A 23,712-nucleotide genomic window follows, 5' to 3' on the forward strand; every position below is an offset into this window, starting at 1 on the left:
TGGAAAACCCAAGAAGAGGCGAATATGCCGAATGGGGTGACGTGCTTCAATCGCCATTTTGCCGGAAGTCTTCCAATGTACCACGGTATTCCTTGTCTTTCATTTTGCGAAGATTAGGCTTTTTTTCTGCAGTTGGCTCATCATTTGGCTTTTGATTGTGAAGCTTGGAAAGTGCCAAACGATAATCCTGATCTTTCATTTTCAATTCATCATTGTCTGCTGGGGAGATGATTTCGGTAACGGAATCATCAGCCGAAGAGAAAGCGGACTCTTCCAACGAGTTCTCTTCCTCGACACCCGGCGGCTTACCTTCAGGGGATAAGGCTTTGATATTGTATGTGATCAAGCCCGTAACCGCTAATATGGCAACGATGATAATTAGAATTATGCCCATTGAATCAAGCCTCCTAGAGCTCGTTTATGAATGAACGGGTGACATGGGCAACCCGTTTTCCTAATGCTTCTCCAAGCTGCAAGTCATTTTTGGTGATGTTGTCATCCACACCGGGCGGACAGCTTATTCCTACTCCATAGTAGGAGCCATATAAGGCGTTTTCCGGGACAGTGCCGGGCAAGCCAACAATGATCATGCCTTGATGAAGCATAGGGGTGATTAAGTTCAGCATGGTAGCCTCGAGTCCGCCATGTACGGTGGCCGTCGTACAGAACACAGCACCCACTTTATTGATCAGCGCACCTTCCGCCCATAGATACCCAAGTTTATCGATCCATGTTTTCAAACTCGAACTGATGGTGCCGAAATGACCGGGACAGCCCCAAATGATGGCATCCATTTCCTGGAGCTTATAAACATCCGCCTCGTTCACATGGTCAATGAGAACCTCAGCGCCGGGGACCGCGGCGGCCCCTTGAGCTATTGATTCGGCAAGTGCTTTCGTATGGTTGCCTTCACTGTCGTAAACAACATAGATCTTCATTTTTATTCCCCCATTTAATTAAACCGATTTTTTTACTGGTGAAGGAAGCAAAGGTACATCCAAGTGTTCTTGTTTAGCTTTTTTCATTGCTTTGTCCTTCCGAACGTCACGTAAAAACAGTGAAAGAACGATACCGGCAATTGCAAAGCCTGTTGCCCAAAAGAATGCATCATTGATTCCCATCACATTTGCTTGACCCTGGATTTGTGAAGAAATCAGCGACATGGCAGTTTCCTGTGCCTGTTCACTAGTTTGATTCATCGAACTCATGATGGATTGAACGATTGTTTGGAAATTCTGAACAAAACCGGGATCACTCGTACTCATTTCCGTTCCTAAAGCAGTTCCATGGAAAGATGCACGGGTTGTATAAATGGTTGTGACGAAGCTCGTACCAATGGCTCCGGTCACTTGTTTAAGCGTATTGCTCATTGCCGTACCATGTGTATTCAAATGCTTGGGAAGCTGATTCATCCCAGCAGTCATGATCGGCATCATCAGTAAAGACATTCCAAGTGCGCGGATGGCATAGATGATGACCAAAGTCGAATAGGTAGTTTCCGTAGTCAATTTAGCGAACTCAAAGGTTGTGACGGCAGTAATCGCTAAACCAATTAGTGCTAATGGACGAGGTCCGATTTTGTCAAATAATGCTCCTGAAATGGGTGACATCACCATCATCACAAGGGCTCCGGGTAACATCAATAGGCCGGATTGAACTGGTGTGAAGCCTCTTAATGTCTGCAAATATATAGGCAATAAGAATATCCCGGTAAACATGGCCACTGTGACGATGGCGGAAATGATATTCGATAATACGAACATGTCATACTTAAATACACGGAAGTCGAGCATAGGTGTTTCCGATTTAAGCTGTTGAACCACAAAAAGCGTCAAAAGGATCAGCCCGATGATGATCGTTCCCAGAACGATGGGATCCGTCCAGCCTTTGGAACCCGCTTCACTGACACCGTATAGTAAGGAAGCAACTCCCAGCAAGGAAAGAGACGCACCCAACAAATCCAATTTGATTTTCTTTGGTTCTGCTACATTACGCATACTTAAAAAGGCGAGTGTCATGACTATCATGCCTAATGGCACCATTGCGTAGAACATGACCCGCCAGCTATATTCCTGAATGACCCAACCAGATAAAGTCGGGCCGATTGCAGGGGCAAACATAATGGCAAGTCCAAAGATTCCCATGCCTTTCCCGCGCATTTCCGGAGGGAAGATGAAAAGAATGATCGTCATGACCAATGGCTGCAGGATCCCGCCGCCCGCCGCCTGAATCAGCCGGCCTGTAAGGATGACGGGGAAATTGGGTGCGATGCCGCAGATGAATGTCCCGATGGTGAATAAAAACATGGCAGCAAGGAATAAAATGCGCGTGCCAAACCGTTCAATTAAAAAAGCGGACAGTGGGATCAAGGCTCCATTCACGAGCATGAATCCAGTTGATAACCATTGAATCGTAGTCGCAGCTACATTGAATTCTGCCATCATCCTGGGCATGGCGACACTAAGCAGGGTTTGATTCAAAATGACCATGAACAAACCTAGCATTAAGATAATTAACATGGGGGCAAACTGCTTCATTCCCTTGTTTTCATTTACTGTGATGGTTTGAGAAGCCATTTAAAGAAAAGCCTCCTTTCTGTATAACTGTGTAGCCATTTTATTTAGTTGAAATTTTCACTTCTGCGTTCATTCCAGGCAGAACTTTATCGGATGGTGCTTTGATGGAAATTTTAACTGGTACTTTTTGAGTGACTTTCGTATAGTTTCCGCTGCTGTTTTGATTGCCCATCACTGAAAAGACGGACGTTGTAGCATAACCGATCTGTTCCAATGTACCTTCGAAGACAGTATCGGGATCTCCATCGATGATAATATCTACGCTGTCACCTTTTTCGATATCCTTTAATTTATTTTCTTCAATATTAGCCGTTATGGACAGATCATCCATATTGATGGTCTGAGCCAGCGTTTGACCCGCTTGAACAAGCTGCTCATCATGCACTTGTGTTTTAACGATAGTACCCTGTGCTGCGGTTTTTACCCCTTCTTTTCCATCTAAAGTGGTTACATTGGCAACATTGTCATCCTTACTTACACTGTCTCCTTCATGTAAGTCCCAATCTGCTAATTTACCGGCAGCGGGGGCAACGATGGTATATAGCTCTCCTGAAACCTTCGCTTCATCCGTTTTAATGAAATTCGTGCTTTCATAATAGTAATAAGCCCCACCGGCTAATACCGCTATGATAATAACCAAACCAATGACATTGATTAAAACTAAACGTCCTCTATTCACTTGTTTCGCCTCCAAAAAATATTGATGATGTATTCCTTTTTTCGATACTGTTCACTAGCCAGAAATGACAACGCCTCCTATTCTAATGTTTATTTGTTAAATTAAATAAATATTAACTTTTATAAGTATTAATATTATTAAGTAAAGAGTTTACCAGTTTAATTATTTTTTGTCATGTAATTTATTCGGAAAAATGGTGGGAAATAAATACAGAGAAATAGTAAAAATTTGAATTTTTTTTAGTTTTAAGGATATATGGAAAGTAAAGTTGACATTGGAATGCCATTTAATTAAATTTAAGAGGTAGGATTGTCCTATATAAGGAGTGAGAAGGCTGGAATTTAAATGGGAAGTAACTAATAGTATAGAAATGCAGATTTTTCGGATTAGGAAGAAGCTTAGGGCCATCGTAGCAAAAAATCTTCAGCCTTATGGATTAACATCGCCTCAGTTTTTCATATTATTGATATTGAAAAAAGAGGGGTCGATCAAATCGACTCAGCTGGCTGACTTCTTAACCGTAAAGCCAAGTGCGATTACCGTATTTGTAGATAAGTTGGTCGAAATGGATTATGTAAAAAGGCAGCCCTCTGATAAGGATCGCAGGGTCATCAACCTTGAATTGAAAGAGGCTGGGGAAGCGATTTTGGGGAGAGTCCTTGCGGATCATAACAAATTGATGGGCAAGAACTTCAATTCATTCTCGGAAGACGAGCTGCAGGATCTTTTAAAGAAATTGGATACGATTGAAAAGGCTGCTGATAAGAACCTTTTGGATGATTGAATGAGGTCATGCTCTAAATAGAGACGAAAAAAGACGGTTCCCGGGAACCGTCTTTTTTTAATCTTCTTCATACTGGACAGATATTTCGTTATCTTCCTTATGGAAGGACTGGAAGCTGACGATCAGCTTTTCAAGGTGTTCCAATTGTTCGTCATATTCTATGACTGCAGAAATCAATGGTACAAGGCGGGCAGAGAGGTGGCCTAGGTTATCATGCATTTCGTCCACTTGATTCTGCTGTTCGAAAAAATGGGCGAGCAGCTCTTTACGACTTAAACAATCCTGGTCCCAATCTTCAATCTCCTCTATTGACTTGATTTTTTCGATATGCAGTAATATCAACTGTTCATGCTTGCGGATCAAGGAATCAAGCTGCTGTAAGATGCTCCGTTGGAAATCTTCAGGCATTTGATATACTTCATTCTCGAATTTATGGATTCTCTTCAAGGTTTCAAACGCTTTTTTTGTCGTTATGATCATTTGCCGATAAACGACAAGCTTTCTTGCTTTAGCTACACTGTTCTTCTTGAAATATTCCCGTTCCTCTTTGTACATGGAATAGATATGTTCCAGATCGAGTAACTCCGCCTTCAATCGGCTGATGTCTTTTTTCAATAAAGTGTGTTCTGTAGCATGTCTTGTGCTGATCCTGATCCATTTCAAGATGTCTTCGGTTACATCTGTAATGCGTGTATAAAGCTTTGCTTCGTACTTTGGAGGAATGAAAACAAGATTCACGATAAACGAAGAAACGATTCCAAGCAAAACGGAAGAGAGACGAATAAAGGCAAAATTCAGGAATTCCCCTTCCTGGCTTTCCATGATGGCGATGACCGTCACGATGGAAAGGACGATCGTTTTATCCATTTTCAATTTTAAATTGATGGTTATGACAACCATTACGGCAAGACCGATCATAAAAATATCATTTCCGAACAACAAAACGAAGGAGACAGCAACCAATGCGCCAATGATATTTCCTTGAATTTGCTCCAACACCGTTTGATATGAACGGTAAATGGTCGGCTGTATTGCAAAAATTGCAGCAATCCCAGAAAGGACAGGAGCAGGAAGGTTAAGCAGTTCCGAGAGATAAAGCGCTAAAACGATTGCTATTCCTGTTTTGAGAATGCGGGCACCAAACTTCATATATGGGTTAATCCTTTCTTTGTATTGTAATGGATCGTGGCTCTATTTATATATAGGCTTTTGCTTAAAGTTGTATTCTAACTTATTTGTTAGTACTTTACACTAAAATAAGAAGATGTAAACAAAAAGTAATATACAGGATTTTCCTAAGAGTTACAATAGCTAAAATCAAGTTTAATATATAAAGAAACGATAGGCAATTTCTTGATTGCTTTCAAGTTTGTTTTTCCATCGTTTGAAGACATTCCAGAGGTATATGACTAGAAAAGGCTGATGCTCGCATTAACGAGCATCAGCCTTTTCTTATATTTTCGGCATCACTCCGTGGAAACAGCAGGGTCCGCCTGTTCTTTAACTGGAACGACCTGAAGGAAGTGCTCTTCAGGCTTTTGAAGAAGTGCCTCTAAAGAGGCCGCTTCTTCGGTTTGGCCATGATCTTTCAATAGGGCTGTGTATTTGCCCAGAAGTTCGGCCACATCCTGCAGGCCTCTTGCGGATAGGGGCTCAATGGAAATCTTTGCCCCTTTCGCAACCCGCTTCTTAATGACCTCTTTGGTTAATCCAGATTCAGGCTGTTGCCGTAAATAAACGACACCGCCTGTCATCCCTGCGCAAATCCATGGACCGGGATCTCCCAGAACCAAACCTCTTCCATTTGTCATATATTCAAAAGCGAATCCCTTAATATTGGAAGTTACCGCAATATTACCGGTTTCCTTTTTAGGAAGCGGTTGTTTCAATAATCCTCCAATGATCATATCCGCCCCGGAAAGCCGGATTCCCGCCCTGGCATCCGCATCACCTTGGGCAATGAGAAGGCCGTGTTGTGCACCGTATCCAAACCCCTTGCCTACAGAGCCATTGTAGAACTTTCCATCTTTTCCTGGAGATTTAAAGATGGAAATATTTCCGCCAATCGATGTTTTGCCGATACCATCCTGGGCACCGCCATTCACGCTGATTGTAATTCCCTCCGTATTGTATGCCCCGAGTCCATTACCCGGGATGGAACCATCCTGGTAGGATAGGTGAACGGGGGGAAGTTTTTTGTATGATCCGTCCAATCTGCCCCTAACGCGGTGACAGGACACCCTGCTGCCGAGAACACGCTGCTCGGAAGTGATTGAGCTATAGCTACGGGATTGCTGCAGATCATCTACATGCGAATCAAGATATTCAGCGCCAACGGCCACCTGCATGGAGCCTTCATTCAAATATGCCGCCGTTTCCTTATGTGAGAACGGTGTTATATCCAAGTTTTTCAATAAATAGGTTAAATCCAATGATTGTTGTCCTTTAACTTGCTGCAGTAAATCAGAACGTCCGACGATATCCTGAAGATTCTTCACCCCGAGTGATCCGGTCAAAGCTTTGAGTTCTTTTGCAAATGCATTGAACATATTCGTTAATCCCTGAACGGCTAAATCAAATTTTCGTGGAACAAAACGGCGCAGCCCGTGTTCTTTCGCCTGTGCTTCCGATTCAATTTGTGTGGCGATGCCCACATGGCAAGTGTCAAGGTGACATCCGCGGCACGTTGTACAGCCGACGGCAATCATCGAAAGGGTCCCAAAGCCTACACGGTTTGCACCAAGCAGCATTACCTTCAATACATCCATCGAGCTTTTTAACCCACCGTCAGCCCAAATTTCAACGTTCTGTCGGATACCTGACTCAAGCAGTGCATTATGGGCCGCTTTCACACCTATCTCAACTGGCAGACCAACATGCGCGAGTGCATGGATCCTGGCAGCACCCGTTCCGCCATCAAAACCAGAAAGCGTTATGATATCTGCCCCCGCTTTTGCGACGCCGACAGCAATCGTACCAATGTTAGGAACGACTGGTACTTTGACGGCAACTTTTGCTTTGTCGTTTGCCGTTTTTAGCTCATGGATCATTTGGGCCAAATCTTCAATTGAGTATATATCATGATTATTGGAAGGGGAGATCAAATCGGAACCGATTGTTGCATTTCGGGCTTCTGCGATTTTCGCTGTGACCTTGGAACCTGGAAGGTGACCGCCTTCACCAGGTTTTGCCCCTTGCCCAATTTTAATTTCCAATAGATTTGAAGAGTTCAATAGTTCTGCATTGACACCGAAACGGCCGGAAGCGATTTGCTGTCCGCGCGATTTCGGGTATTTGCCAAGCATATCCTTTATTTCCCCGCCTTCACCATTCATGCTGATCATGCCTAACCTCTCGGCAGCTTCTGCATAGGCCCGGAAAGCAATCTCATTTTGTGACCCAAAAGACATGGAGGCAATGACGAACGGCAATTCCTGTTCGCCGACCGAAAGACTGACTTCTTCAGAAGGGATGGAAGCATCTGAAGTTTTTAATGATGTCAAGTGGCGGATCGTCGTGGGATTGGATTCTTCCTGCTCGGTGATCTTTTCGCGATAAGCATCATAGTCCCCGGTTGAAGCAACTTCCCCGATAGACTTCCAAATCCTTGGGAACAAATGGAAGGTTTTGCCCATCCGTTCTTTTTCATTGCCGTAATCTTCTGCACGCTGGATGGCATCGGCCTTGATTTTATCAAAATTATAGTCCAGATCATTGGATCCGAAGAAGTTAGCCACATTTAAATATTTCGCGATTTCCTCATGTAAACCGATGCTTGAGAAAAGTCTTCCATAGCCGCGAAGCTCATGAATGCCAATGGTGGAGATGACTTTCTCAAGACCTTTCGTCAAGGAGTTATATAGATTGCTAACCCCTTTGAGGTCATCCGAAGATAAGGAAAGGAACATATAATAGGGGCTGATTAAGTTGGCCCCAAGACCATAAGAAACGATGATATCATGCAGTGACCTTAGCGATGCTGAACGTAAAAGTATGGAACAATCACGGCGCTTGCCTGTACGGACCAACGCTTGATCGACGGCTGAGGTGACAAGGTGGGGATCAAGCCAAAGGTTGCCGTTTTGATGGGCAAGGGCGTCATCCAGTACGAGCAGCGTTTTTCCTTCATCCACTGCAGTGACACTTTCATCCGTAATCCTGGTCAAGGCATCCGTGATGTTTTCATCCTCTTTGAACGTGCTTGAAATGAAGTGTACGAGTTTTTGATCTTGGTTATATTTAATGAACTGATCATAGCTTGGCTGCGATACGATAGATGAACACTCATAACCCGTTGACCCTTCAATCAATAAGGGAGTCAGCAGCTCCGTAACCTTTCCTGCCTTATTCGCTTCGAAAAGGGAAGGACGTTTTCCGATGATCGTTCTTGTTGAGAAGTGCTCGGTTTCCCGGTCCCGGTCGATCGCAGGGTTGGTTACAACGGCCACACTTTCCTTAATGAAATCAGCAATGTTGGTCCGTTGGGGATTAAGTGCTGCGAGTGGCGCATCATGACCAAGTGAACGAATGGGCTCAGCACCTTTTTCGGCCATCTGTTCCACTAATTGGACATGCTCCCTTTCCCACCCAAAGGCTTTATACTGACCATTATGAATGGCTTGCGTATTTGTCATGGAGACAACCTTTTCAAACACTTGTTGCTGTAAGCGAACTCGGTCATTGGAAAGGACGAAACGATCATTGAAGAGTTCAAATACTTTATCCTGGTAATCCTTGTATGTGTACAATTCAATGCTGTCGCCGTTCCATTTCAAACCGATTTTTTCCCCTGGCCCCATCGGTTTCGGATCTCCGGTATATTCACTGGAAGGGATGATTCCTGGTTCGGAAGTGAACATATAAGATGATTCCGTTTCAATATTCCATAGTGGGCGCAAGCCTAAAGAGTCGACTGAGAACACGGCTTCATCGCCGAAACGGGAGATGATGCCTGCCGGACCTTGTGCAAAATGACCCCATGCTTCCCTTAAATACGTATATAAGTCTTGTAAGTGCTCGGGATATTCCTTGATTTCATTGATGATTGGCGGGAACATAAGATCGACAGCTTCAAATAAAGAGTAGCCATGACGGCAGATGAAAGTTTCGATCGTTTTGTTTAAATCCTGTGAGTCGCTTCCATCTTTAGCGATGGGAACTCCGATCATTTTCGCTTCATCACGCAATTTGGCGATGGTATTGATTTCGCCATTATGTCCAAGTACACTGAAAGGCTGGACCCGGAAGAAGCTTGATAGAGTATTGGTTGAAAAACGATTATGCCCCAGTGTCATGGTGGAGGCAGCCAAAGGGTCGGCAAGATCAAGATAATAGGCAGGGAGCGTATCTCCAGCACCCATCACTTTGTATACCGCATGATGCTGGCTTAAAGATGCAACATGGATGAAATCACTTTTTTCGATGTCGGAAGTCAGCTCAAAAAGAACATTTGAAAGCTCCTGGTTGTTATTGATGGTGGAGGAACAGGCAAATTGCCAGAACACTGGGTCTTCTTGAATGGCAATCGGTCCCAATGCCTCGGAACGGTAGGCTTTATCCGTTTCGAATATCAATGAGAGACCATGCTGGAGCAGTTTCTCCTTGACTTCGATTTTTAAGTCGTTAGCTTCTGTTTTTTTGCTTAAAAATAAATGGCCGACAATGAAGGTATCTTGATCGACGATGCTTGAATCGACATTTACCGCTTCAAGCTTCTTTTTCCAAAGAGCACGGGGAATATCGATATGGATGCCGGCGCCATCGCCCTCACCATTGATGAAGCCGCAGCGATGGTTCATTTTAACCAGGGCGTCGATACAGGCAAAGATGTTTTCGTTAGTAGGGATCTTCTTTTTTTCGATGCAGGAAACGATACCGCAGGCATCATGTTCTTCCTTGTGAAATTCTTTGAATGTAGCAGGTGTCCATTGTTGGGTCATATATGTGGCTTGAATAAGGTTACCCTTATCCGCTGCCTTTCACCTCCTGTAGCATGTGTTTAATGGGGGAAATATTAGTAAACCCGAACAATAGTCCAAGTTTTGATAGATTGAAAGAAAGTGTATAAATGTATATAAATGTATCCATATCATATCATTTAAATATTCAGAAATCAATTTTTTATACAATGGACTGGATGCTGTGATTGGCGGGATTTTTGTGAGGAGTGGCTTCAAATGCCAATATTAAAGATTTATTACAGGGAAATAAGAAACCCTCAAGATTGATGTACATCCTGAGGGTGTATAAAAAATGCATAATTATGCTGATTTGATTTATTATATTAGGTTTTTGAATGCATGTTCAACCGCTTTTAGAGTATAAGCGATATCATCATCCGTGTGAGCAATCGTCAAGAACCAGGCTTCGTATTTGGAAGGTGCCAAATTGATTCCCTGGTTTAGCATGAGTTTGAAGAACTTAGCGAACATTTCGCCATCCGTATTTTCCGCCTGCTCATAGTTTTCAATTTTTTCTGTCGTGAAATAGATCGTCAACGCACCTTTAAGGCGGTTGATGGTGATCGGTACATTATATTGGCGGGCTGCTTTCAGGATACCTTCTTCAAGGATTTTCCCCAGCCGGTCCAGCTCGTCATACAGCCCCTCTTCTTTAAGTACTTCTAAGCAAGCTATCCCGGAAAGCATGGAAGCCGGATTTCCTGCCATCGTACCCGCTTGATAGGCCGGTCCCAGCGGTGCGACAGAATCCATGATCTCTTTTTTACCGCCATAGGCACCAATAGGAAGCCCGCCCCCGATGATTTTACCAAGGGCGGTCAAATCGGGTTGAATTCCCAAAAAGTCCTGTGCCCCTCCGTACATGAAGCGGAACGCTGTGATGACCTCGTCGAAAATGACTAGTGATCCGGCTTCGTGAGATAATGAAATGACATCTTCCAAAAAGCCGGGGCTTGGCTCCACGATTCCGAAGTTGCCGACGATCGGTTCAACCAGCACGCCAGCAATTTCATTACCCCATTTATCCAGTGCTTCTTTAAATGGCTCAATATCATTGAAAGGTACCGTGATGACTTCTTGTGCGATGCTTTTGGGAACGCCTGCAGAGTCCGGTGTTCCTAAAGTGGACGGGCCAGAGCCTGCAGCGACGAGAACAAGGTCGGAATGTCCATGGTAACAGCCTGCAAACTTGATGATCTTATCGCGTCCTGTGTAAGCGCGGGCAACGCGGATGGTGGACATGACGGACTCGGTTCCTGAATTGGTGAAGCGGACTTTATCCATGGATGTTATGGCTTCTTTCAACATTTTGGCAAATTTGACTTCATGTTTGGTCGGTGTGCCGTATAAAACGCCCGTTTCTGCTGCTTTAACGATCGCCTCCGTAATATGTGGATGCGCATGACCTGTGATGATCGGGCCATATGCAGCTAAGTAATCGATATATTTATTGCCATCAACATCCCAGAAATAAGCACCTTTGGCATGATCCATCGCAACAGGTGAACCGCCGCCTACAGCTTTGTAGGAACGGGATGGGCTGTTAACCCCGCCAACGATATGTTCCAATGCCTCTTTATGTAAAAGCTCCGAATTACTAAAATCCAATCTTAAAACCTCCTAAAAATATAAACATATTTCCCCTTAATCATAGCACTTTTTCGTCCGTAAATCTGGGGTCGAAAACTGGGAAATGTGATTCATTCACTGATGGAAGAGCTGCAGCCTTATAAGCATCAGGGTTCCGGGCCATCATTCTGTATGCGAAATAGGGTCGGATTTCAAAACTCCTGTTATGAAAGTAAGTATGGCCAAGATGGTGTCAGGGTTTTCGATGTCGAAGGATTGGCGGTTCATTTCGCCCTGGGCTTGGTAATAGATTAGCTGGCCGGTCCCTTTCTCTTCATTAATGAGGAGGTGGAAACTGATGGGTGTGCTTTCGATGGACCCGCTGGAATCCCTTTGGATGACCTGGCATAATAATTCACCGTACTCATCTTCATAAAGGAAGTCATATCGAAGGTCGAAAACGACTTTTTCAATTTGGGATAGTAATAATTTTTTGATATTCATAGCATACTCGTCTCCTTTATATAAGTATCTGGTACAACGGCCATTTCCTCCCTGAAAATGGTATATGGCATCCAAGCATTTTTATTGTCTAAAAAGGTTGGTTTGGATAAACTAATTCATTAGGACAAGAGATTACGGAGGATGTAACAGGATGAGTGATGCAATTCAAGTGAAACAGCTTCGGAAGGAATTTAAGTCGGCTTCAAGCCGTTCAGGGCTAAAGGGTGCCTTCCGGGATTTACTTACCAGAAATTATAAGGTCGTCCCTGCCGTCAATGATATCAATTTTACTGTAAAAAAGGGTGAGATGGTAGCTTATATCGGGGAAAATGGTGCAGGGAAATCGACCACGATCAAAATGCTGACAGGTATTTTGGAACCGACAGCAGGTGAAATCACGGTCAATGGCATGAATCCGCATAAAGAAAGGGAAAAGTTCACCCAGACAATCGGAGTCGTATTCGGTCAGCGCTCACAGCTTTGGTGGGATATTGCGGTTCAAGAATCGTTTAGGCTGTTAAAAAAGGTCTATAAGGTAACGGATGAACAATATAACGATCATATGGAACATGTCATCAAGACGCTTGATATCGGTCCTTTGCTGGACAAACCAGTGCGTAAACTCTCGCTTGGTCAGCGAATGCGCTGTGAGCTTGCGGCAGCTTTGATCCACAATCCGCCTTTGCTGTTCCTGGATGAGCCGACAATTGGACTTGATGTGCTCGTGAAAATGAAGATTCGTGAGTTCCTGAAAGAAATCAATGAGAAATATAATACGACAATCCTTTTGACTACACATGATCTAGGAGACATTGAAGCATTATGTGAGCGTGTAATCATGCTTGATGAAGGACAAATCATCTATGATGGGGAATTGCAGAGTTTGAAAGATAACTGGGCTGAGGAAAAACAGATTCATTTTCAATTCATCGAGCCGATCGCATTGAAGGAATTACAATCATTAGCGCTCCCATTTACCGCTAACTGGGTTTATGATGAGAAAAATCAAACTTACATTGCCTTGTTGAAAGAAGAAAGTGATCATATTTCACAGCTTGTTTCAGCTGTCGTATCTCATTTTAAAATAAAAGACATCAAAATCCATGAAACGTCCATTGAAGAGATCGTTCGCAATATTTACGAAGAAGGCACTGTCTGACTCTCTTATCAATAAGAAACAACGTGTCTATCAAGAAGGGGGAGGGCCATGGGGAAGTATCTTGCCATGATCCGCATGCGTTTTTTAATGATGCTTGCGTATCGAACGGATTATTATACCGGCATTTTAATTTATAGCATTAATATCGGTGCTTATTATTTCTTATGGAATGCGATATATGGAGAAAAAAGCTCCATCGAAGGACTTTCAAGCATGCAGATGACAACCTATGTCGCGGTTGCATGGATGGCGCGCGCTTTTTATTTCAATAATATTGACCGCGAAATCGCCACTGAGATTAAAGACGGCAAGGTTGCCATTGAGATGATCCGGCCTTATAACTATTTAGGCATGAAAACGATGCAAGGACTTGGGGAAGGGATATTCCGTTTCTTCTTCTTCTCAATTCCGGGGATGCTGCTGGTAGCTTTCATTTTTCCTATCGAATTGCCGCACGAGCCGGCTACGTGGGGGATGTTCGGCATTTCCTTGCTGTTCAGCTTCATCATCAATACACAAATTAACTTATTGACGGGAATCACTACCTTTTTCTTATATAATAATGCCGGATTAATCCGCGCTAAAAGGGTTATCATTGATTTATTTTCCGGCCTGCTGCTGCCCATCAGTTTCTATCCTATATGGGCGCAGGAAGTGATGAAATATTTACCCTTTCAAGGGATCAGCTATGTACCAAGCATGATTTTTACGAATGGGTACAGTTCAGGCGAAATTGGCATGGCGCTTTTACAGCAGTTAATTTGGTGCATCATTCTCATAATACCGATTCAGCTTTTATGGATAGTCGCAAAAAAACAGCTGATTATTCAAGGAGGTTGACGGGATGTTTTATGTATCGATGTTTTTTCAATACGTGAGTCAATATATGAAAACAAGACTGCAATATAGAGCCGATTTCTTCATGGAAATCCTATCTGACCTGCTGAATCAGGTCGTGAATCTGGTATTTATCTTAGTCGTTTTTGGACATACACAATTTTTAAGCGGCTGGAGCCGTGAAGAAATCATATTCATTTATGGATTTTTCCTTATCCCATTCGCCCTTTTTTCAGCCTTTTTCAACATCTGGGATTTTAATGACCGCTATATCGTCAAAGGTGAAATGGACCGGATATTAACAAGACCTATACATAGCCTGTTTCAAGTCATTTTAGAAAGAATCGAGCTTGAAGCGTTATTTGGTGTTGTGACCGGTTTGATCATTATATTCTATTCGGGGATTTCATTGGATCTGCAGCTTGCGTGGTATGACCCGATTCTTTTCATCATTTTTGCAATAGGCGGGGCCCTTGCTTATGCAGCCATATTCGTTGCGATAGCAAGCATTGGTTTCTGGTCGGATGCGAAAACATCCATCATGCCAATGATGTACAATATCGGGAACTATGGGCGCTATCCTGTTGATATTTATAATAAGGTCATTCGTTTTGTCCTTACATGGGTGCTGCCATTCGCGTTTGTTGGTGTCTATCCGGCATCTTATTTCCTTAGAAAAGAAGAGTGGTATGCATATGCATTTGCCACACCTGTAATTGGGGTAGCCTTTTTCATGATATCCGTATTCATATGGAATCAGGGAGTGAAGAGGTACCGCGGTGCAGGGAACTGAAAGAAACCCCTTCAACAGCATTCATGTTGAAGGGTTTTTTGTTTATTTGCGTTTATTCTTTCTTTCAATATATCTTGCTTGTGCTTGAACATATAGCTGCTTTTCCACTTCGGTTTCCGGAATGACCTGTGGTACGTTTGTCGGCTTACCGTCTTCATCAATGGCCAGCATCGTTAAAAAAGCACGGGCCGTAAGCTGTTTCTCACCTGTTAATAGGTTTTCGCGCTCCACTTTAACGAATACCTCCATTGATGTGCGATGGGCACAGGTGACATAAGCTTCAAGGTTGATCGCATCCCCCGTCTTGATGGGGGCCAAAAAATCAAAAGAGTCGCTTGAAGCAGTCACAACGGGTTTTCGACAATGGCGCATAGCTGAAATGCAGGCTATTTTATCAACATAGGCCATTACTTTTCCGCCAAAGATGGTATTGTGATGATTTGTATCCGGTGGAAAAACAAGGTCGGTTAAAAAAGTCCGTGACTGCTGTGTTGGGTGGGCAACGTGCTTTTCAATCATTTGCCGGTTGGTTTAGCTAACAGGTTTTCACGGACGATTTTTGCTGCTTCGACCATGTTTTTCAGGGATGCGACGGTTTCCGGGATACCCCTTGTTTTCAGTCCGCAGTCAGGATTGATCCAAAACTGGTCTTTATCCAATACCTTGATCCCACGTTCGATCATATCGACCATTTCTTCCACTGCCGGCACACGCGGGCTGTGAATGTCATACACACCCAGACCAATACCTTTTTCATATGTTTTTTCCTCGAATGCGGAAGCAAGCTCCCCATGACTGCGGGATGTTTCGATGGAAATTACATCGGCGTCGAGGGAGGAGATGACATCCATGAAACTGTTGAAGTCGCAATAGCACATATGCGTATGAATTTGGGTTGTATCCTCCACGCTTGATGTCGATATCAAGAACGAATTCACAGCCCAGTTCAAATATTCGTCGCGATCGCTTTTTTTCAATGGCAGACCTTCTCTAAGTGCAGGCTCATCGACCTGAATCATTTTGATTCCAGCGGATTCCAATGCAATGACTTCTTTTTCCAAAGCGAGTGCCAGCTGATAGCATACATTCTCCCTGGAAATATCATCACGGACAAATGACCAGTTCAAAATCGTAACAGGACCTGTAAGCATTCCCTTTACCGTCTTCTTCGTCAGTGATTGTGCGTATACACTTTCCCTGACTGTCATCGGTTCGATGAAATGGATGTCGCCGTAGATGACTGGCGGTTTCACACAGCGGGATCCATAGGATTGTACCCACCCCTTTTCTAAAAAGACGAATCCACCTAACTTATGGCCGAAGTATTCAACCATATCCGTTCGTTCGAATTCCCCATGAACAAGGACATCCAAACCGATTTCTTCTTGGATTTCGATCCACCTGCCGATTTCTTCGTTAACGAATGTTTCATATTGCGAAGCGGTCCATTCTCCTCTTTTGAATTTCCCGCGTGCTTGTTTAACATCAAATGTCTGCGGAAAGCTGCCGATCGTTGTCGAAGGAAGAAAAGGCAATTTGAAAAATGCCTGTTGTTTTTGGTAACGCTCTTTAAATGGAAGCTGACGGCCGGCGGTCCTGGTTTTAACCTTTTCGACATTGGATTGTACAGTTCCGTGATTCCGGGCATTTGAACTTGCTAACGTTTGAAGCGTGAATTTATTTGCATCGACTTTCTCGGCGATTGCTTCAAAGCCTTGATTATTCCCTTTGACCAAGAGTGTGATTTCCTCGAGTTTCTCATCAGCGAAAGCAAGGGCCTCTTTCACTTCGTTTGATAGGGCGGTTTCATTACGAACGGTCACCGGGACATGAAGCAGGGAACAAGAGGGCTGAAGCCAGATTCGGTCTTCGGCTACCATTGTCTTAAGAGTCTCGATCAATTGGATTTTTTTCGATAAATCAGAAAGCCAAATGTTTTTTCCGTCAATCACACCTGCAGCAAGCACTTTGTCCTTCGGAAAGCCGAATGCTTCCAGGTTGCTTAGATTCCTCCCTTTGTCATGTACAAAATCAAGACCGATTCCTTGGACTTGTAATTCGATGACTTCCTGGTAATGTTCCACGGCATCAAAGTATGTTTGTAGCATGATGTTCAGGTTTGGTGCTGCTTCATTCAGTTTTTCATAGAGGTAAGTAACAGTTTGCATATCTTCTTTGGAAATCGATGAAACAAGTGAAGGTTCGTCCATTTGAACCCACTTCACGCCTTCTTGCTCCAACTCCCGGAGGATTTGCGTGTATAGGGGAAGCAGGCTCAGGATGATGCCAGGGATATCTTGTTTTTTGAAGCCTTTGGAAAGGGAGATGAAAGTATAAGGACCGATCAACACGGGCTTTGTTTCAATTCCTAGCTTTTCCTTGGCTTCCCGATATGCTGCAAGTGGTTTATTTTCCGTTAACGTCAGCTGTGGCACCTTTAATTCAGGGACAATATAGTGATAGTTCGTATTGAACCATTTCGTCATTTCGGAAGCGACTTCATCATTGTTTCCGCGAGCCATTGAATAATAAACGGAAAGGGGAACGCTTCCGCTTTCATAGGCTGAATAACGTTCAGGAACAAGACCGAACATTACGGACATATCGAGCATTTGATCATAGAAAGTGAAGTCGTTGACAGGAATGATATCAATGCCTCGTTTCTTCTGTTTTTGTAAGTTGCCTAAACGGATGGCTTTTAGTTGTGCCGTAAATTCTGCTTCATCGATTTTACCGGACCAGTAAGCTTCCAATGTACGTTTCCATTCACGATCTTCCCCGATTCGAGGGTAACCCAAACTACTGCTTTTCAATATTCCCATCCTCCTATATTCATTTAATTGAGCAATAAAAAAAGCATTCCTAACCGTCAAAAGAGATGGTTAGAAATGCTTAAAATAAAGAGGCATGCAAAATGCCCCTTACAATTATAAGGTCCCTAACACCTCCCTATCTCCCGTAGGTTAAAACAGTGTTGTCGAAATAGGCAGGTCTCCTGACTTAGGGATTAACATTAGCGGCGGGCCTTCCCGATCCGTTGATCAGTGGCATATTGGATGGCGCTAACACTCCCATTACAGTGGCGGGACCGTCCCGGAATTACACCGGACTTCCCTTTTAATCCTAATTTAAAATTAGGAACCTATTTCCACATATGAAATTTGACAAAACCTGCCTTGATAACTGTTTGCAGGTTAAAAAATTATAAAATAAAAACTATTATAAAAATTTAGACAATCTTAACATATCCGACCAAAAGGGTCAACATGAAAAAAATTCAGGAAAAGTATCCGGTTATAAGGCGTGTGGGTGATAAGGATGAGGTCTGTTCCTAAAAAAGAATATATTGTTTGGACAGGGAGTATGTATAGAGGAAGTGGCGTTTTGAAATGGGGCGTGGGGGATGACTTTCTACATCTTGATTGCAGGAATCATTTTTTGCATGGTGATGAGCATTCGTACGTTATTTCTTGTTGAGTCGGGAGGAAAGAAGTTTTCTCTGGAGGATATGCTGTGGCTTGGCAATTTATATGCGACGATATTAGTTGGATTTGCACTGATTTATTTATTATACGAACTTCAGAATCATTCGGTGATTCTTGATATGGGCAATCGATTGGATGGCACTTTCTATGAACAGTTGAAGACTTCTTTTTATTTTAGTGCGATGACGATGTTTTCTGTAGGGTATGGAGATATAGCCCCGATTGGCATGGGCAGGATGATAGCTACGATTCAGGCTTTCATCGGTTATACACTGCCGGCAGCGTTCGTGATCCGGACGGTGATCGATTTGGAGCACAAAGATAGGAAGGATAAATGAAAGTTGTGTTTCTTTCGATTATTGGGTACTCTTACCATAATGAAAGAAATGGAGGGTTCAATATGACTGTTAAAATTGGAGAAAAAGCACCTGATTTCAAGCTCCCTGCAAACAATGGTGAAATGGTGTCCCTATCGGATTTTAAGGGAAAATATATTGTTTTATATTTTTATCCAAAAGACATGACGCCAGGTTGCACGACGGAGGCCTGTGATTTCCGGGACCATAATGAGCAATTTGAGGAATTGAACGCGGTCATCATTGGAATCAGCCCAGACCCAGCTGCACGTCATGAAAAATTCATCGAAAAACATGGATTGCCTTTTCTGCTGCTGGCTGATGAAAATCATGAAGCGGCTAAAATCTTTGATGTGTGGCAGTTGAAAAAGAACTTCGGCAAGGAGTATATGGGCATTGAACGTTCAACTTTCCTGATTGATAAGGCTGGTATGGTAGTCAAAGAATGGCGTAAAGTAAAGGTCAAAGGCCATGTCGAAGAAGCTCTTCAAACTCTTCGCGACCTCGAAAAATAAGGGACAGGCAGATGAAGGATGAGCGAATAACGAAGCTTGCAGCCAGGCTGATTCATCATTCGATACAATTACAGCCAAAAGAGAGAATCCTCATACGGGGGAATATCAATACGAAACCATTATTGAAAGAGCTGATTGATGAAATATACAGAGTGGGTGCTTATCCATATGTAGAACTCGAAGACGATGAAATAAGCCGCCACCTGTTACAAGGGAATGTAAAGGAACAACTTGACACCTCTTCGCAATGGGCCTTGAAGAAATATAAGGATATCGATGCGGTAATCATCATCACCGGGGAAGAAAACGATGTGGAAATGACCGATGTTCCCATCGAGAGGCACCGTCTTCAAGGGGAGGCTATGAATTCCCCCACTCTTTTCTATGTAAACAACCGACGTTGGGTCTTGCTTAATTATCCCACCAACGCATCAGCGCAAAAAGCCGGCATGACCTTCGACAGGTACGAAGATTTTCTTTTGAATGTATGCAACATGGATTACGGGAAAATGGAGACGGCCTTGAAACCGTTAAAACAATTGATGGAACGAACTGACAAAGTCAGGATCGTTTCGCCAGGAACAGATTTGACCTTTTCCATCAAAGGTATGCCGGCCGTCATATGTGCCGGAAAAAAGAATTTACCGGATGGGGAAGTGTTTACGGCACCCATAAAAGATAGTCTCAATGGAAGGATATCCTTCAACACACCAACAACCTATGAAGGATTCACCTTTAGTGACATAGAATTAAACTTGGAAAAGGGAAAAATCATTAAAGCTACTTCCAATCGTGACTCTGAAATGAACCAAATTCTGAATATTGATGAAGGGTCCCGGTTTATCGGGGAGTTCGCAATTGGGATCAATCCATACATATTGGAACCTATGGACGATATCTTGTTCGATGAGAAAATAAGCGGAAGTCTGCACTTGGCTCTTGGACTTGCCTATGAAGAAGCGGATAATGGAAACCGATCATCGATTCATTGGGATATGGTCTTGATCCAGCGTCCCGAATATGGGGGTGGTGACATCTTCTTTGACGACGTCCTGATAAGAAGGGATGGCGTTTTCATTTTGCCGGAATTAGATGCATTAAACCCAAATTCCTTAAAATAAAGCCTTTTTTAATAAGGCTAAGGCTTTTGTCCAACTCAAAAAGGGGACACCTGAATATGCTTTATTAAGGGAATACCTCCTCAGAGAAAGTTGCGCGGGACACATAGAGCCCGTGTTTTTTTATGTTAATTAAAAGGGAGAGATAAACATGTTAATACTTTCAACTGTCATTCCGAATGAAGGCATCCAAAAGAAGATGACGGAAGCTTTTCCTGACTTGAGCTTCATTTATCAAAAAGGATGGACGGATGGGCCGCTTCGTGAAGCGGAAATCTTAATTACATATGGTGAAGACTTAACTGAAGAAATCATTGGGATAGCTACGAACTTGAAATGGATCATGGTCATGAGTGCAGGGATGGAATTAATGCCATTTAAAGCCATAGAGGAAAGGGGCATTCTGGTGACGAATGCTAGAGGCATTCATAAAATACCGATGGCAGAGTATACGATAGGGATGCTTTTGCAATATGAAAAGAAATTGAAACTGCTTATGAAGAATGAAAAGGAAGAACTGTGGGATAGAAAGATTGAAGTAGGGGAATTGAACGGCAAGACGATGCTCGTTATTGGCGTGGGTGCAATCGGAGGGGAAGTGGCTCGTCTTGGGAAAGCCTTTCGGATGAAGACGATAGGAGTGAACCGGAGCGGGAAGCCAGTGGAATCCATCGATCACCTTTATGCCCTGGATAATTTATTGGAAGCCATACCGGGAGCCGATTATATCGTATCCGTCCTGCCAAGTACGGATGAAACGAAGGGCATTCTGCAAAAAGAACACTTTGAAGCAATGAAAGAAACTGCAGTATTCGTGAATATTGGCCGCGGCGACCTGATTAACGATGAAATGTTGATCGAAGCCCTGGATGCCGGGGAATTATCTCATGCCATCTTGGATGTATTTGATCCGGAACCTTTAGGAAAAGGGCATCCGTTTTGGAGGATGGAGAATGTTACAGTCACTCCGCATCTTTCAAGTAAAAGCGGAGAATATTTACCAAGAACCTTTGCCATATTCGAAAAAAATATGCGTGAATACCTGAAAGCTGGAAAAGACTTCACCAATGTAATCGACTTATCCAGGGGATACTAAACTCAATGCAAAAATGGGAAAGATTCAATGTGTTCATGAATAAACTAAAAAAGAATGGTTAAGCCATTGAATTATTGACAAATTCAACGCATAAAAGGTACACTATTTATAAACATTATAATTTAAGAATGCATACTTAATGAGAAAAAGAGGTGGATGACGGTGTCTGAAGTTCAGTTAAAAGAAGCGTTGGATTCCTTAAAAGATACCGGTGTAAGAATAACTCCTCAACGCCATGCGATACTTGAGTATTTGATAAGCTCCATGTCCCACCCTACCGCTGATGATATATATAAAGCGCTGGAAGGCAAGTTTCCGAATATGAGTGTGGCAACGGTTTATAACAACCTGCGTGTGTTCCGTGAGGTAGGTTTGGTGAAAGAACTTACGTATGGTGATTCTTCGGCAAGGTTTGATTTTGTGACGACGAATCATTATCATGTAATTTGCCAAACTTGCGGGAAAATTGTGGATTTCGATTATCCTGCATTGGATGAAGTCGAGCATTTCGCAGCACAAGTCACCGGTTTCAATGTTAGTCACCATCGGATGGAAATCTACGGCGACTGTACGGATTGTGCGAAAAAAGAATCGCATTAAAAAAAGTTCCTCCACTTGGTTGGAACTTTTTTTCATGTTATGAAGAAATGATACAATTGTTAAAGACTTCTTTAAAGGGAATTCAGCTAGCCGAATTCCTTTAGTCATGCAGGCTTTTCCGGTTATATTTTTCGTTGAATTCTTCGCCTTCCAACTTTTTGTCAAGTGTCAATGGTTCTTCACAATGCATGCAAATATCTACACGCCCTAGTATTTTTGTAGGTTTGCCGCAGTTAGGACAGACAACCTGGATCGATTTTGTGGAAAGCATTCCAATCCAAAAATAAACCCCTGTACTTGCGATTATGAATAAAAGGCCCAGCCCCATGAAAATCGTCATGACAACAGGATGCGTTTTGAAGAAAAGCCCAAGGTACATTACGATGAAGCCAATGAAAATCAAACTCAAAGCAAAAGTGCGTATTTTATTGATTTTGCTAGAATATTTAGCCATGGATTGTCCCTCCTAAAATATAACTTTAACTATAACATAAACAGCGGATGGAACAAAAAAGAAATAAAGGATACATATTACTTTTGAATTGAGATGGTTTGGGGTAAGGGAGATAAGCAGGAATTTGAAGAGTTTTGTCGAAAGTCTAAAAAAAAAGGTTTTGGAGGAATTTATGATGGAAGATATCCTTCGCCCGATTTATCAAGAGCGAGCAAGTTTAAAATCTACACTTGGAATCTTGTTAATAGAAAAAAGGGATGATAATAGCCCGATTACCGATACATTTGACTACATCCTTTTTGTGATTGCAGACGAAGCCGAAGAGGCCGTGTTTTTAAAGCATTACACTTACCGGGATAAAAAGGCAGCCTTGCATATCGTACAGGAAGACCAGTTAAAAGAATGGCTTCTATTAGGTACGAACCGCAAAGTGGTTGACTGGATATATAACGGGAAGGTTCTTTTTGACCGGAATGAATATTTGGACCGTTTGAAAACAGAAATCCGGGAGTTCCCCTTCTATGGAAGGAAGTTAAAGATGGGGATGGAGTTTGCGAAGTTAATTCGCAGGTACATGGATGGGAAAAGCTTCTTTGAAAAAGGCCATTATCTGGAGGCATACAACCATATCGTTCATTCCTTGCATCACTTGGCCCGTTTGGAAATAATAGAACAAGGTTTTTATCCGGAGGTTACGGTCTGGAACCAAGTGAAGCATATGGAACCTGAGATCTATAAGTTATATAAAGAATTGATCAGCAGCGAGGAAACACTCGAAAAAAGATTGGAGCTTCTTTTCCTTGCGAGCGAATTTCTTATTTATTCGAGGACGAATGCAGGTTCACAGCATTTGATCGAAATAATGGGGACGAAAGAAGATCCGTGGACGATTGCGGAGCTTATGGAGCATCCGGAAGTTAAGTTTTATTCAGTCGACCTGGGTGTTTTATTGGAATATTTGATAGAGAAGAAGGTTATCGACGTCATCAAGGCGGAGACAAAAGGTCACGAGGTATATCACCGGTTTTATCGGGTATCAAAAAACTTTTAAAAAAATGCATTTTTATTGTTGACCAATAGTAATATAGGTGTTATATTAATACATGTCGCTGCGGGACATCAGCTTTCGCAGCTTCATCAAAACAAAAAAAATAAAAAAACATGTTGACAACAATGTTGAAGACATGATAAGATGTAAAAGTCGCTTACGAAGTAAACGGCAACGAA

The 23,712-nt window shown here is 42.8% G+C and carries 21 protein-coding genes and 1 riboswitch; of the genes, 10 read left to right on the forward strand and 11 right to left on the reverse strand.

Annotation, left to right across the window (positions count from 1 at the left end):
- Nucleotides 1–46: 46 nt before the first annotated feature.
- Genes ACSR9O_RS21200 through ACSR9O_RS21215 form a run of 4 tightly spaced genes read right to left on the reverse strand, consistent with a single transcriptional unit; the run spans nt 47 to nt 3,255 of the window.
- Nucleotides 47–394, reverse strand: a complete 348-nt coding sequence (locus tag ACSR9O_RS21200) for a hypothetical protein (protein WP_101225960.1) — start codon at nt 392–394, stop codon at nt 47–49.
- 13 nt (nt 395–407) lie between these two features.
- Entirely contained in the window at nt 408–938 is a 531-nt protein-coding gene (locus ACSR9O_RS21205) for an NAD(P)H-dependent oxidoreductase (protein ID WP_063234827.1), read from the reverse strand.
- Between the two features lie 18 nt (nt 939–956).
- Entirely contained in the window at nt 957–2,576 is a 1,620-nt protein-coding gene (locus ACSR9O_RS21210) for a DHA2 family efflux MFS transporter permease subunit (RefSeq protein WP_101225962.1), read from the reverse strand.
- Between the two features lie 40 nt (nt 2,577–2,616).
- Nucleotides 2,617–3,255, reverse strand: coding sequence for a biotin/lipoyl-containing protein (locus ACSR9O_RS21215; protein WP_491725024.1), 639 nt, complete (start codon nt 3,253–3,255; stop codon nt 2,617–2,619).
- A 370-nt stretch (nt 3,256–3,625) separates the two neighbouring features.
- Between ACSR9O_RS21215 and ACSR9O_RS21220 the strand changes: the two genes are divergently transcribed.
- A complete protein-coding gene (locus tag ACSR9O_RS21220; RefSeq protein WP_048678312.1) occupies nt 3,626–4,039 on the forward strand; it encodes a MarR family winged helix-turn-helix transcriptional regulator in 414 nt (137 codons plus the stop codon).
- Nucleotides 4,040–4,096: 57 nt separating this feature from the next.
- Here ACSR9O_RS21220 and ACSR9O_RS21225 read toward each other — a convergent pair whose 3' ends face one another.
- The 4 genes from ACSR9O_RS21225 to ACSR9O_RS21240 form a co-directional block, all read right to left on the reverse strand.
- Nucleotides 4,097–5,188 carry an FUSC family protein gene (locus ACSR9O_RS21225; RefSeq protein WP_230178792.1) on the reverse strand — a complete coding sequence of 364 codons (1,092 nt, stop codon included), beginning with the start codon at nt 5,186–5,188 and terminating at the stop codon, nt 4,097–4,099.
- A 317-nt stretch (nt 5,189–5,505) separates the two neighbouring features.
- The gene (locus ACSR9O_RS21230; protein ID WP_491725025.1) at nt 5,506–9,978 is read right to left on the reverse strand and encodes a glutamate synthase-related protein; all 4,473 of its coding nucleotides are present in this window, start codon (nt 9,976–9,978) and stop codon (nt 5,506–5,508) included.
- Nucleotides 9,979–10,317: 339 nt separating this feature from the next.
- Entirely contained in the window at nt 10,318–11,607 is a 1,290-nt protein-coding gene (locus ACSR9O_RS21235) for a glutamate-1-semialdehyde 2,1-aminomutase (RefSeq protein ID WP_491725026.1), read from the reverse strand.
- Nucleotides 11,608–11,751: 144 nt separating this feature from the next.
- Nucleotides 11,752–12,072: a hypothetical protein gene (locus tag ACSR9O_RS21240; RefSeq protein ID WP_101225967.1), complete on the reverse strand. Its 321-nt coding sequence runs from the start codon at nt 12,070–12,072 to the stop codon at nt 11,752–11,754.
- A gap of 151 nt (nt 12,073–12,223) precedes the next feature.
- Here ACSR9O_RS21240 and ACSR9O_RS21245 point away from each other — a divergent pair, with 151 nt between their 5' ends.
- From ACSR9O_RS21245 to ACSR9O_RS21255, 3 genes are read left to right on the forward strand one after another with little or no spacing between them, the layout of a single operon-like run.
- Nucleotides 12,224–13,231 carry an ABC transporter ATP-binding protein gene (locus ACSR9O_RS21245; protein WP_034305344.1) on the forward strand — a complete coding sequence of 336 codons (1,008 nt, stop codon included), beginning with the start codon at nt 12,224–12,226 and terminating at the stop codon, nt 13,229–13,231.
- Nucleotides 13,232–13,279: 48 nt separating this feature from the next.
- The gene (locus tag ACSR9O_RS21250; RefSeq protein WP_072272421.1) at nt 13,280–14,071 is read left to right on the forward strand and encodes an ABC transporter permease; all 792 of its coding nucleotides are present in this window, start codon (nt 13,280–13,282) and stop codon (nt 14,069–14,071) included.
- A gap of 4 nt (nt 14,072–14,075) precedes the next feature.
- Entirely contained in the window at nt 14,076–14,861 is a 786-nt protein-coding gene (locus tag ACSR9O_RS21255; protein WP_101225968.1) for an ABC transporter permease, read from the forward strand.
- Between the two features lie 42 nt (nt 14,862–14,903).
- Here ACSR9O_RS21255 and ACSR9O_RS21260 read toward each other — a convergent pair whose 3' ends face one another.
- Together ACSR9O_RS21260 and metE are read right to left on the reverse strand one after the other, a co-directional pair.
- On the reverse strand, nt 14,904–15,380 hold the full coding sequence (locus ACSR9O_RS21260) for an acyl-CoA thioesterase (protein WP_230178786.1): 477 nt from the start codon (nt 15,378–15,380) through the stop codon (nt 14,904–14,906).
- Complete coding sequence (gene metE, locus ACSR9O_RS21265) at nt 15,377–17,683, reverse strand: 5-methyltetrahydropteroyltriglutamate--homocysteine S-methyltransferase (protein WP_491725027.1); 2,307 nt, start codon at nt 17,681–17,683, stop codon at nt 15,377–15,379. The genes ACSR9O_RS21260 and metE overlap by 4 nt, the downstream gene beginning before the upstream one ends.
- Nucleotides 17,684–17,829: 146 nt before the next feature.
- Nucleotides 17,830–18,022: riboswitch (cobalamin riboswitch) on the reverse strand.
- A gap of 242 nt (nt 18,023–18,264) precedes the next feature.
- Between metE and ACSR9O_RS21270 the strand changes: the two genes are divergently transcribed.
- The 5 genes from ACSR9O_RS21270 to perR all read left to right on the forward strand — a co-directional run bounded on the left by ACSR9O_RS21270 (nt 18,265) and on the right by perR (nt 22,031).
- Nucleotides 18,265–18,684, forward strand: coding sequence for a potassium channel family protein (locus ACSR9O_RS21270; protein WP_101225970.1), 420 nt, complete (start codon nt 18,265–18,267; stop codon nt 18,682–18,684).
- 62 nt (nt 18,685–18,746) lie between these two features.
- The gene (bcp, locus tag ACSR9O_RS21275) at nt 18,747–19,217 is read left to right on the forward strand and encodes a thioredoxin-dependent thiol peroxidase (RefSeq protein WP_230178782.1); all 471 of its coding nucleotides are present in this window, start codon (nt 18,747–18,749) and stop codon (nt 19,215–19,217) included.
- 11 nt (nt 19,218–19,228) lie between these two features.
- The gene (locus ACSR9O_RS21280; RefSeq protein ID WP_491725028.1) at nt 19,229–20,338 is read left to right on the forward strand and encodes an aminopeptidase; all 1,110 of its coding nucleotides are present in this window, start codon (nt 19,229–19,231) and stop codon (nt 20,336–20,338) included.
- Nucleotides 20,339–20,486: 148 nt separating this feature from the next.
- The gene (locus ACSR9O_RS21285) at nt 20,487–21,431 is read left to right on the forward strand and encodes a D-2-hydroxyacid dehydrogenase (RefSeq protein WP_491725029.1); all 945 of its coding nucleotides are present in this window, start codon (nt 20,487–20,489) and stop codon (nt 21,429–21,431) included.
- 156 nt (nt 21,432–21,587) lie between these two features.
- A complete protein-coding gene (perR, locus tag ACSR9O_RS21290; RefSeq protein WP_076371177.1) occupies nt 21,588–22,031 on the forward strand; it encodes a peroxide-responsive transcriptional repressor PerR in 444 nt (147 codons plus the stop codon).
- A 100-nt stretch (nt 22,032–22,131) separates the two neighbouring features.
- Here the strand turns inward: perR and ACSR9O_RS21295 are convergent, their stop codons facing one another.
- On the reverse strand, nt 22,132–22,485 hold the full coding sequence (locus ACSR9O_RS21295; protein WP_101225973.1) for a YgzB family protein: 354 nt from the start codon (nt 22,483–22,485) through the stop codon (nt 22,132–22,134).
- 175 nt (nt 22,486–22,660) lie between these two features.
- Between ACSR9O_RS21295 and ACSR9O_RS21300 the strand changes: the two genes are divergently transcribed.
- Complete coding sequence (locus tag ACSR9O_RS21300) at nt 22,661–23,536, forward strand: nucleotidyltransferase-like protein (RefSeq protein ID WP_101225974.1); 876 nt, start codon at nt 22,661–22,663, stop codon at nt 23,534–23,536.
- Nucleotides 23,537–23,712: the final 176 nt, after the last annotated feature.

The organism is Peribacillus sp. B65, from assembly GCF_058513295.1.

Bases quoted from the DNA above. Each gene is read 5' to 3' on its own strand.
- ACSR9O_RS21260 (WP_230178786.1), bottom strand. From the start codon at position 15,380: ATGATTGAAAAGCACGTTGCCCACCCAACACAGCAGTCACGGACTTTT.
- ACSR9O_RS21280 (WP_491725028.1), top strand. From the start codon at position 19,229: ATGAAGGATGAGCGAATAACGAAGCTTGCAGCCAGGCTGATTCATCAT.
- ACSR9O_RS21300 (WP_101225974.1), top strand. From the start codon at position 22,661: ATGGAAGATATCCTTCGCCCGATTTATCAAGAGCGAGCAAGTTTAAAA.
- ACSR9O_RS21205 (WP_063234827.1), bottom strand. From the start codon at position 938: ATGAAGATCTATGTTGTTTACGACAGTGAAGGCAACCATACGAAAGCA.
- ACSR9O_RS21225 (WP_230178792.1), bottom strand. From the start codon at position 5,188: ATGAAGTTTGGTGCCCGCATTCTCAAAACAGGAATAGCAATCGTTTTA.
- ACSR9O_RS21210 (WP_101225962.1), bottom strand. From the start codon at position 2,576: ATGGCTTCTCAAACCATCACAGTAAATGAAAACAAGGGAATGAAGCAG.
- ACSR9O_RS21230 (WP_491725025.1), bottom strand. From the start codon at position 9,978: ATGACCCAACAATGGACACCTGCTACATTCAAAGAATTTCACAAGGAA.
- bcp (WP_230178782.1), top strand. From the start codon at position 18,747: ATGACTGTTAAAATTGGAGAAAAAGCACCTGATTTCAAGCTCCCTGCA.
- ACSR9O_RS21220 (WP_048678312.1), top strand. From the start codon at position 3,626: ATGCAGATTTTTCGGATTAGGAAGAAGCTTAGGGCCATCGTAGCAAAA.
- ACSR9O_RS21270 (WP_101225970.1), top strand. From the start codon at position 18,265: ATGACTTTCTACATCTTGATTGCAGGAATCATTTTTTGCATGGTGATG.
- ACSR9O_RS21245 (WP_034305344.1), top strand. From the start codon at position 12,224: ATGAGTGATGCAATTCAAGTGAAACAGCTTCGGAAGGAATTTAAGTCG.
- ACSR9O_RS21200 (WP_101225960.1), bottom strand. From the start codon at position 394: ATGGGCATAATTCTAATTATCATCGTTGCCATATTAGCGGTTACGGGC.
- ACSR9O_RS21250 (WP_072272421.1), top strand. From the start codon at position 13,280: ATGGGGAAGTATCTTGCCATGATCCGCATGCGTTTTTTAATGATGCTT.
- ACSR9O_RS21240 (WP_101225967.1), bottom strand. From the start codon at position 12,072: ATGAATATCAAAAAATTATTACTATCCCAAATTGAAAAAGTCGTTTTC.
- ACSR9O_RS21285 (WP_491725029.1), top strand. From the start codon at position 20,487: ATGTTAATACTTTCAACTGTCATTCCGAATGAAGGCATCCAAAAGAAG.
- metE (WP_491725027.1), bottom strand. From the start codon at position 17,683: ATGGGAATATTGAAAAGCAGTAGTTTGGGTTACCCTCGAATCGGGGAA.
- perR (WP_076371177.1), top strand. From the start codon at position 21,588: ATGACGGTGTCTGAAGTTCAGTTAAAAGAAGCGTTGGATTCCTTAAAA.
- ACSR9O_RS21255 (WP_101225968.1), top strand. From the start codon at position 14,076: ATGTTTTATGTATCGATGTTTTTTCAATACGTGAGTCAATATATGAAA.
- ACSR9O_RS21295 (WP_101225973.1), bottom strand. From the start codon at position 22,485: ATGGCTAAATATTCTAGCAAAATCAATAAAATACGCACTTTTGCTTTG.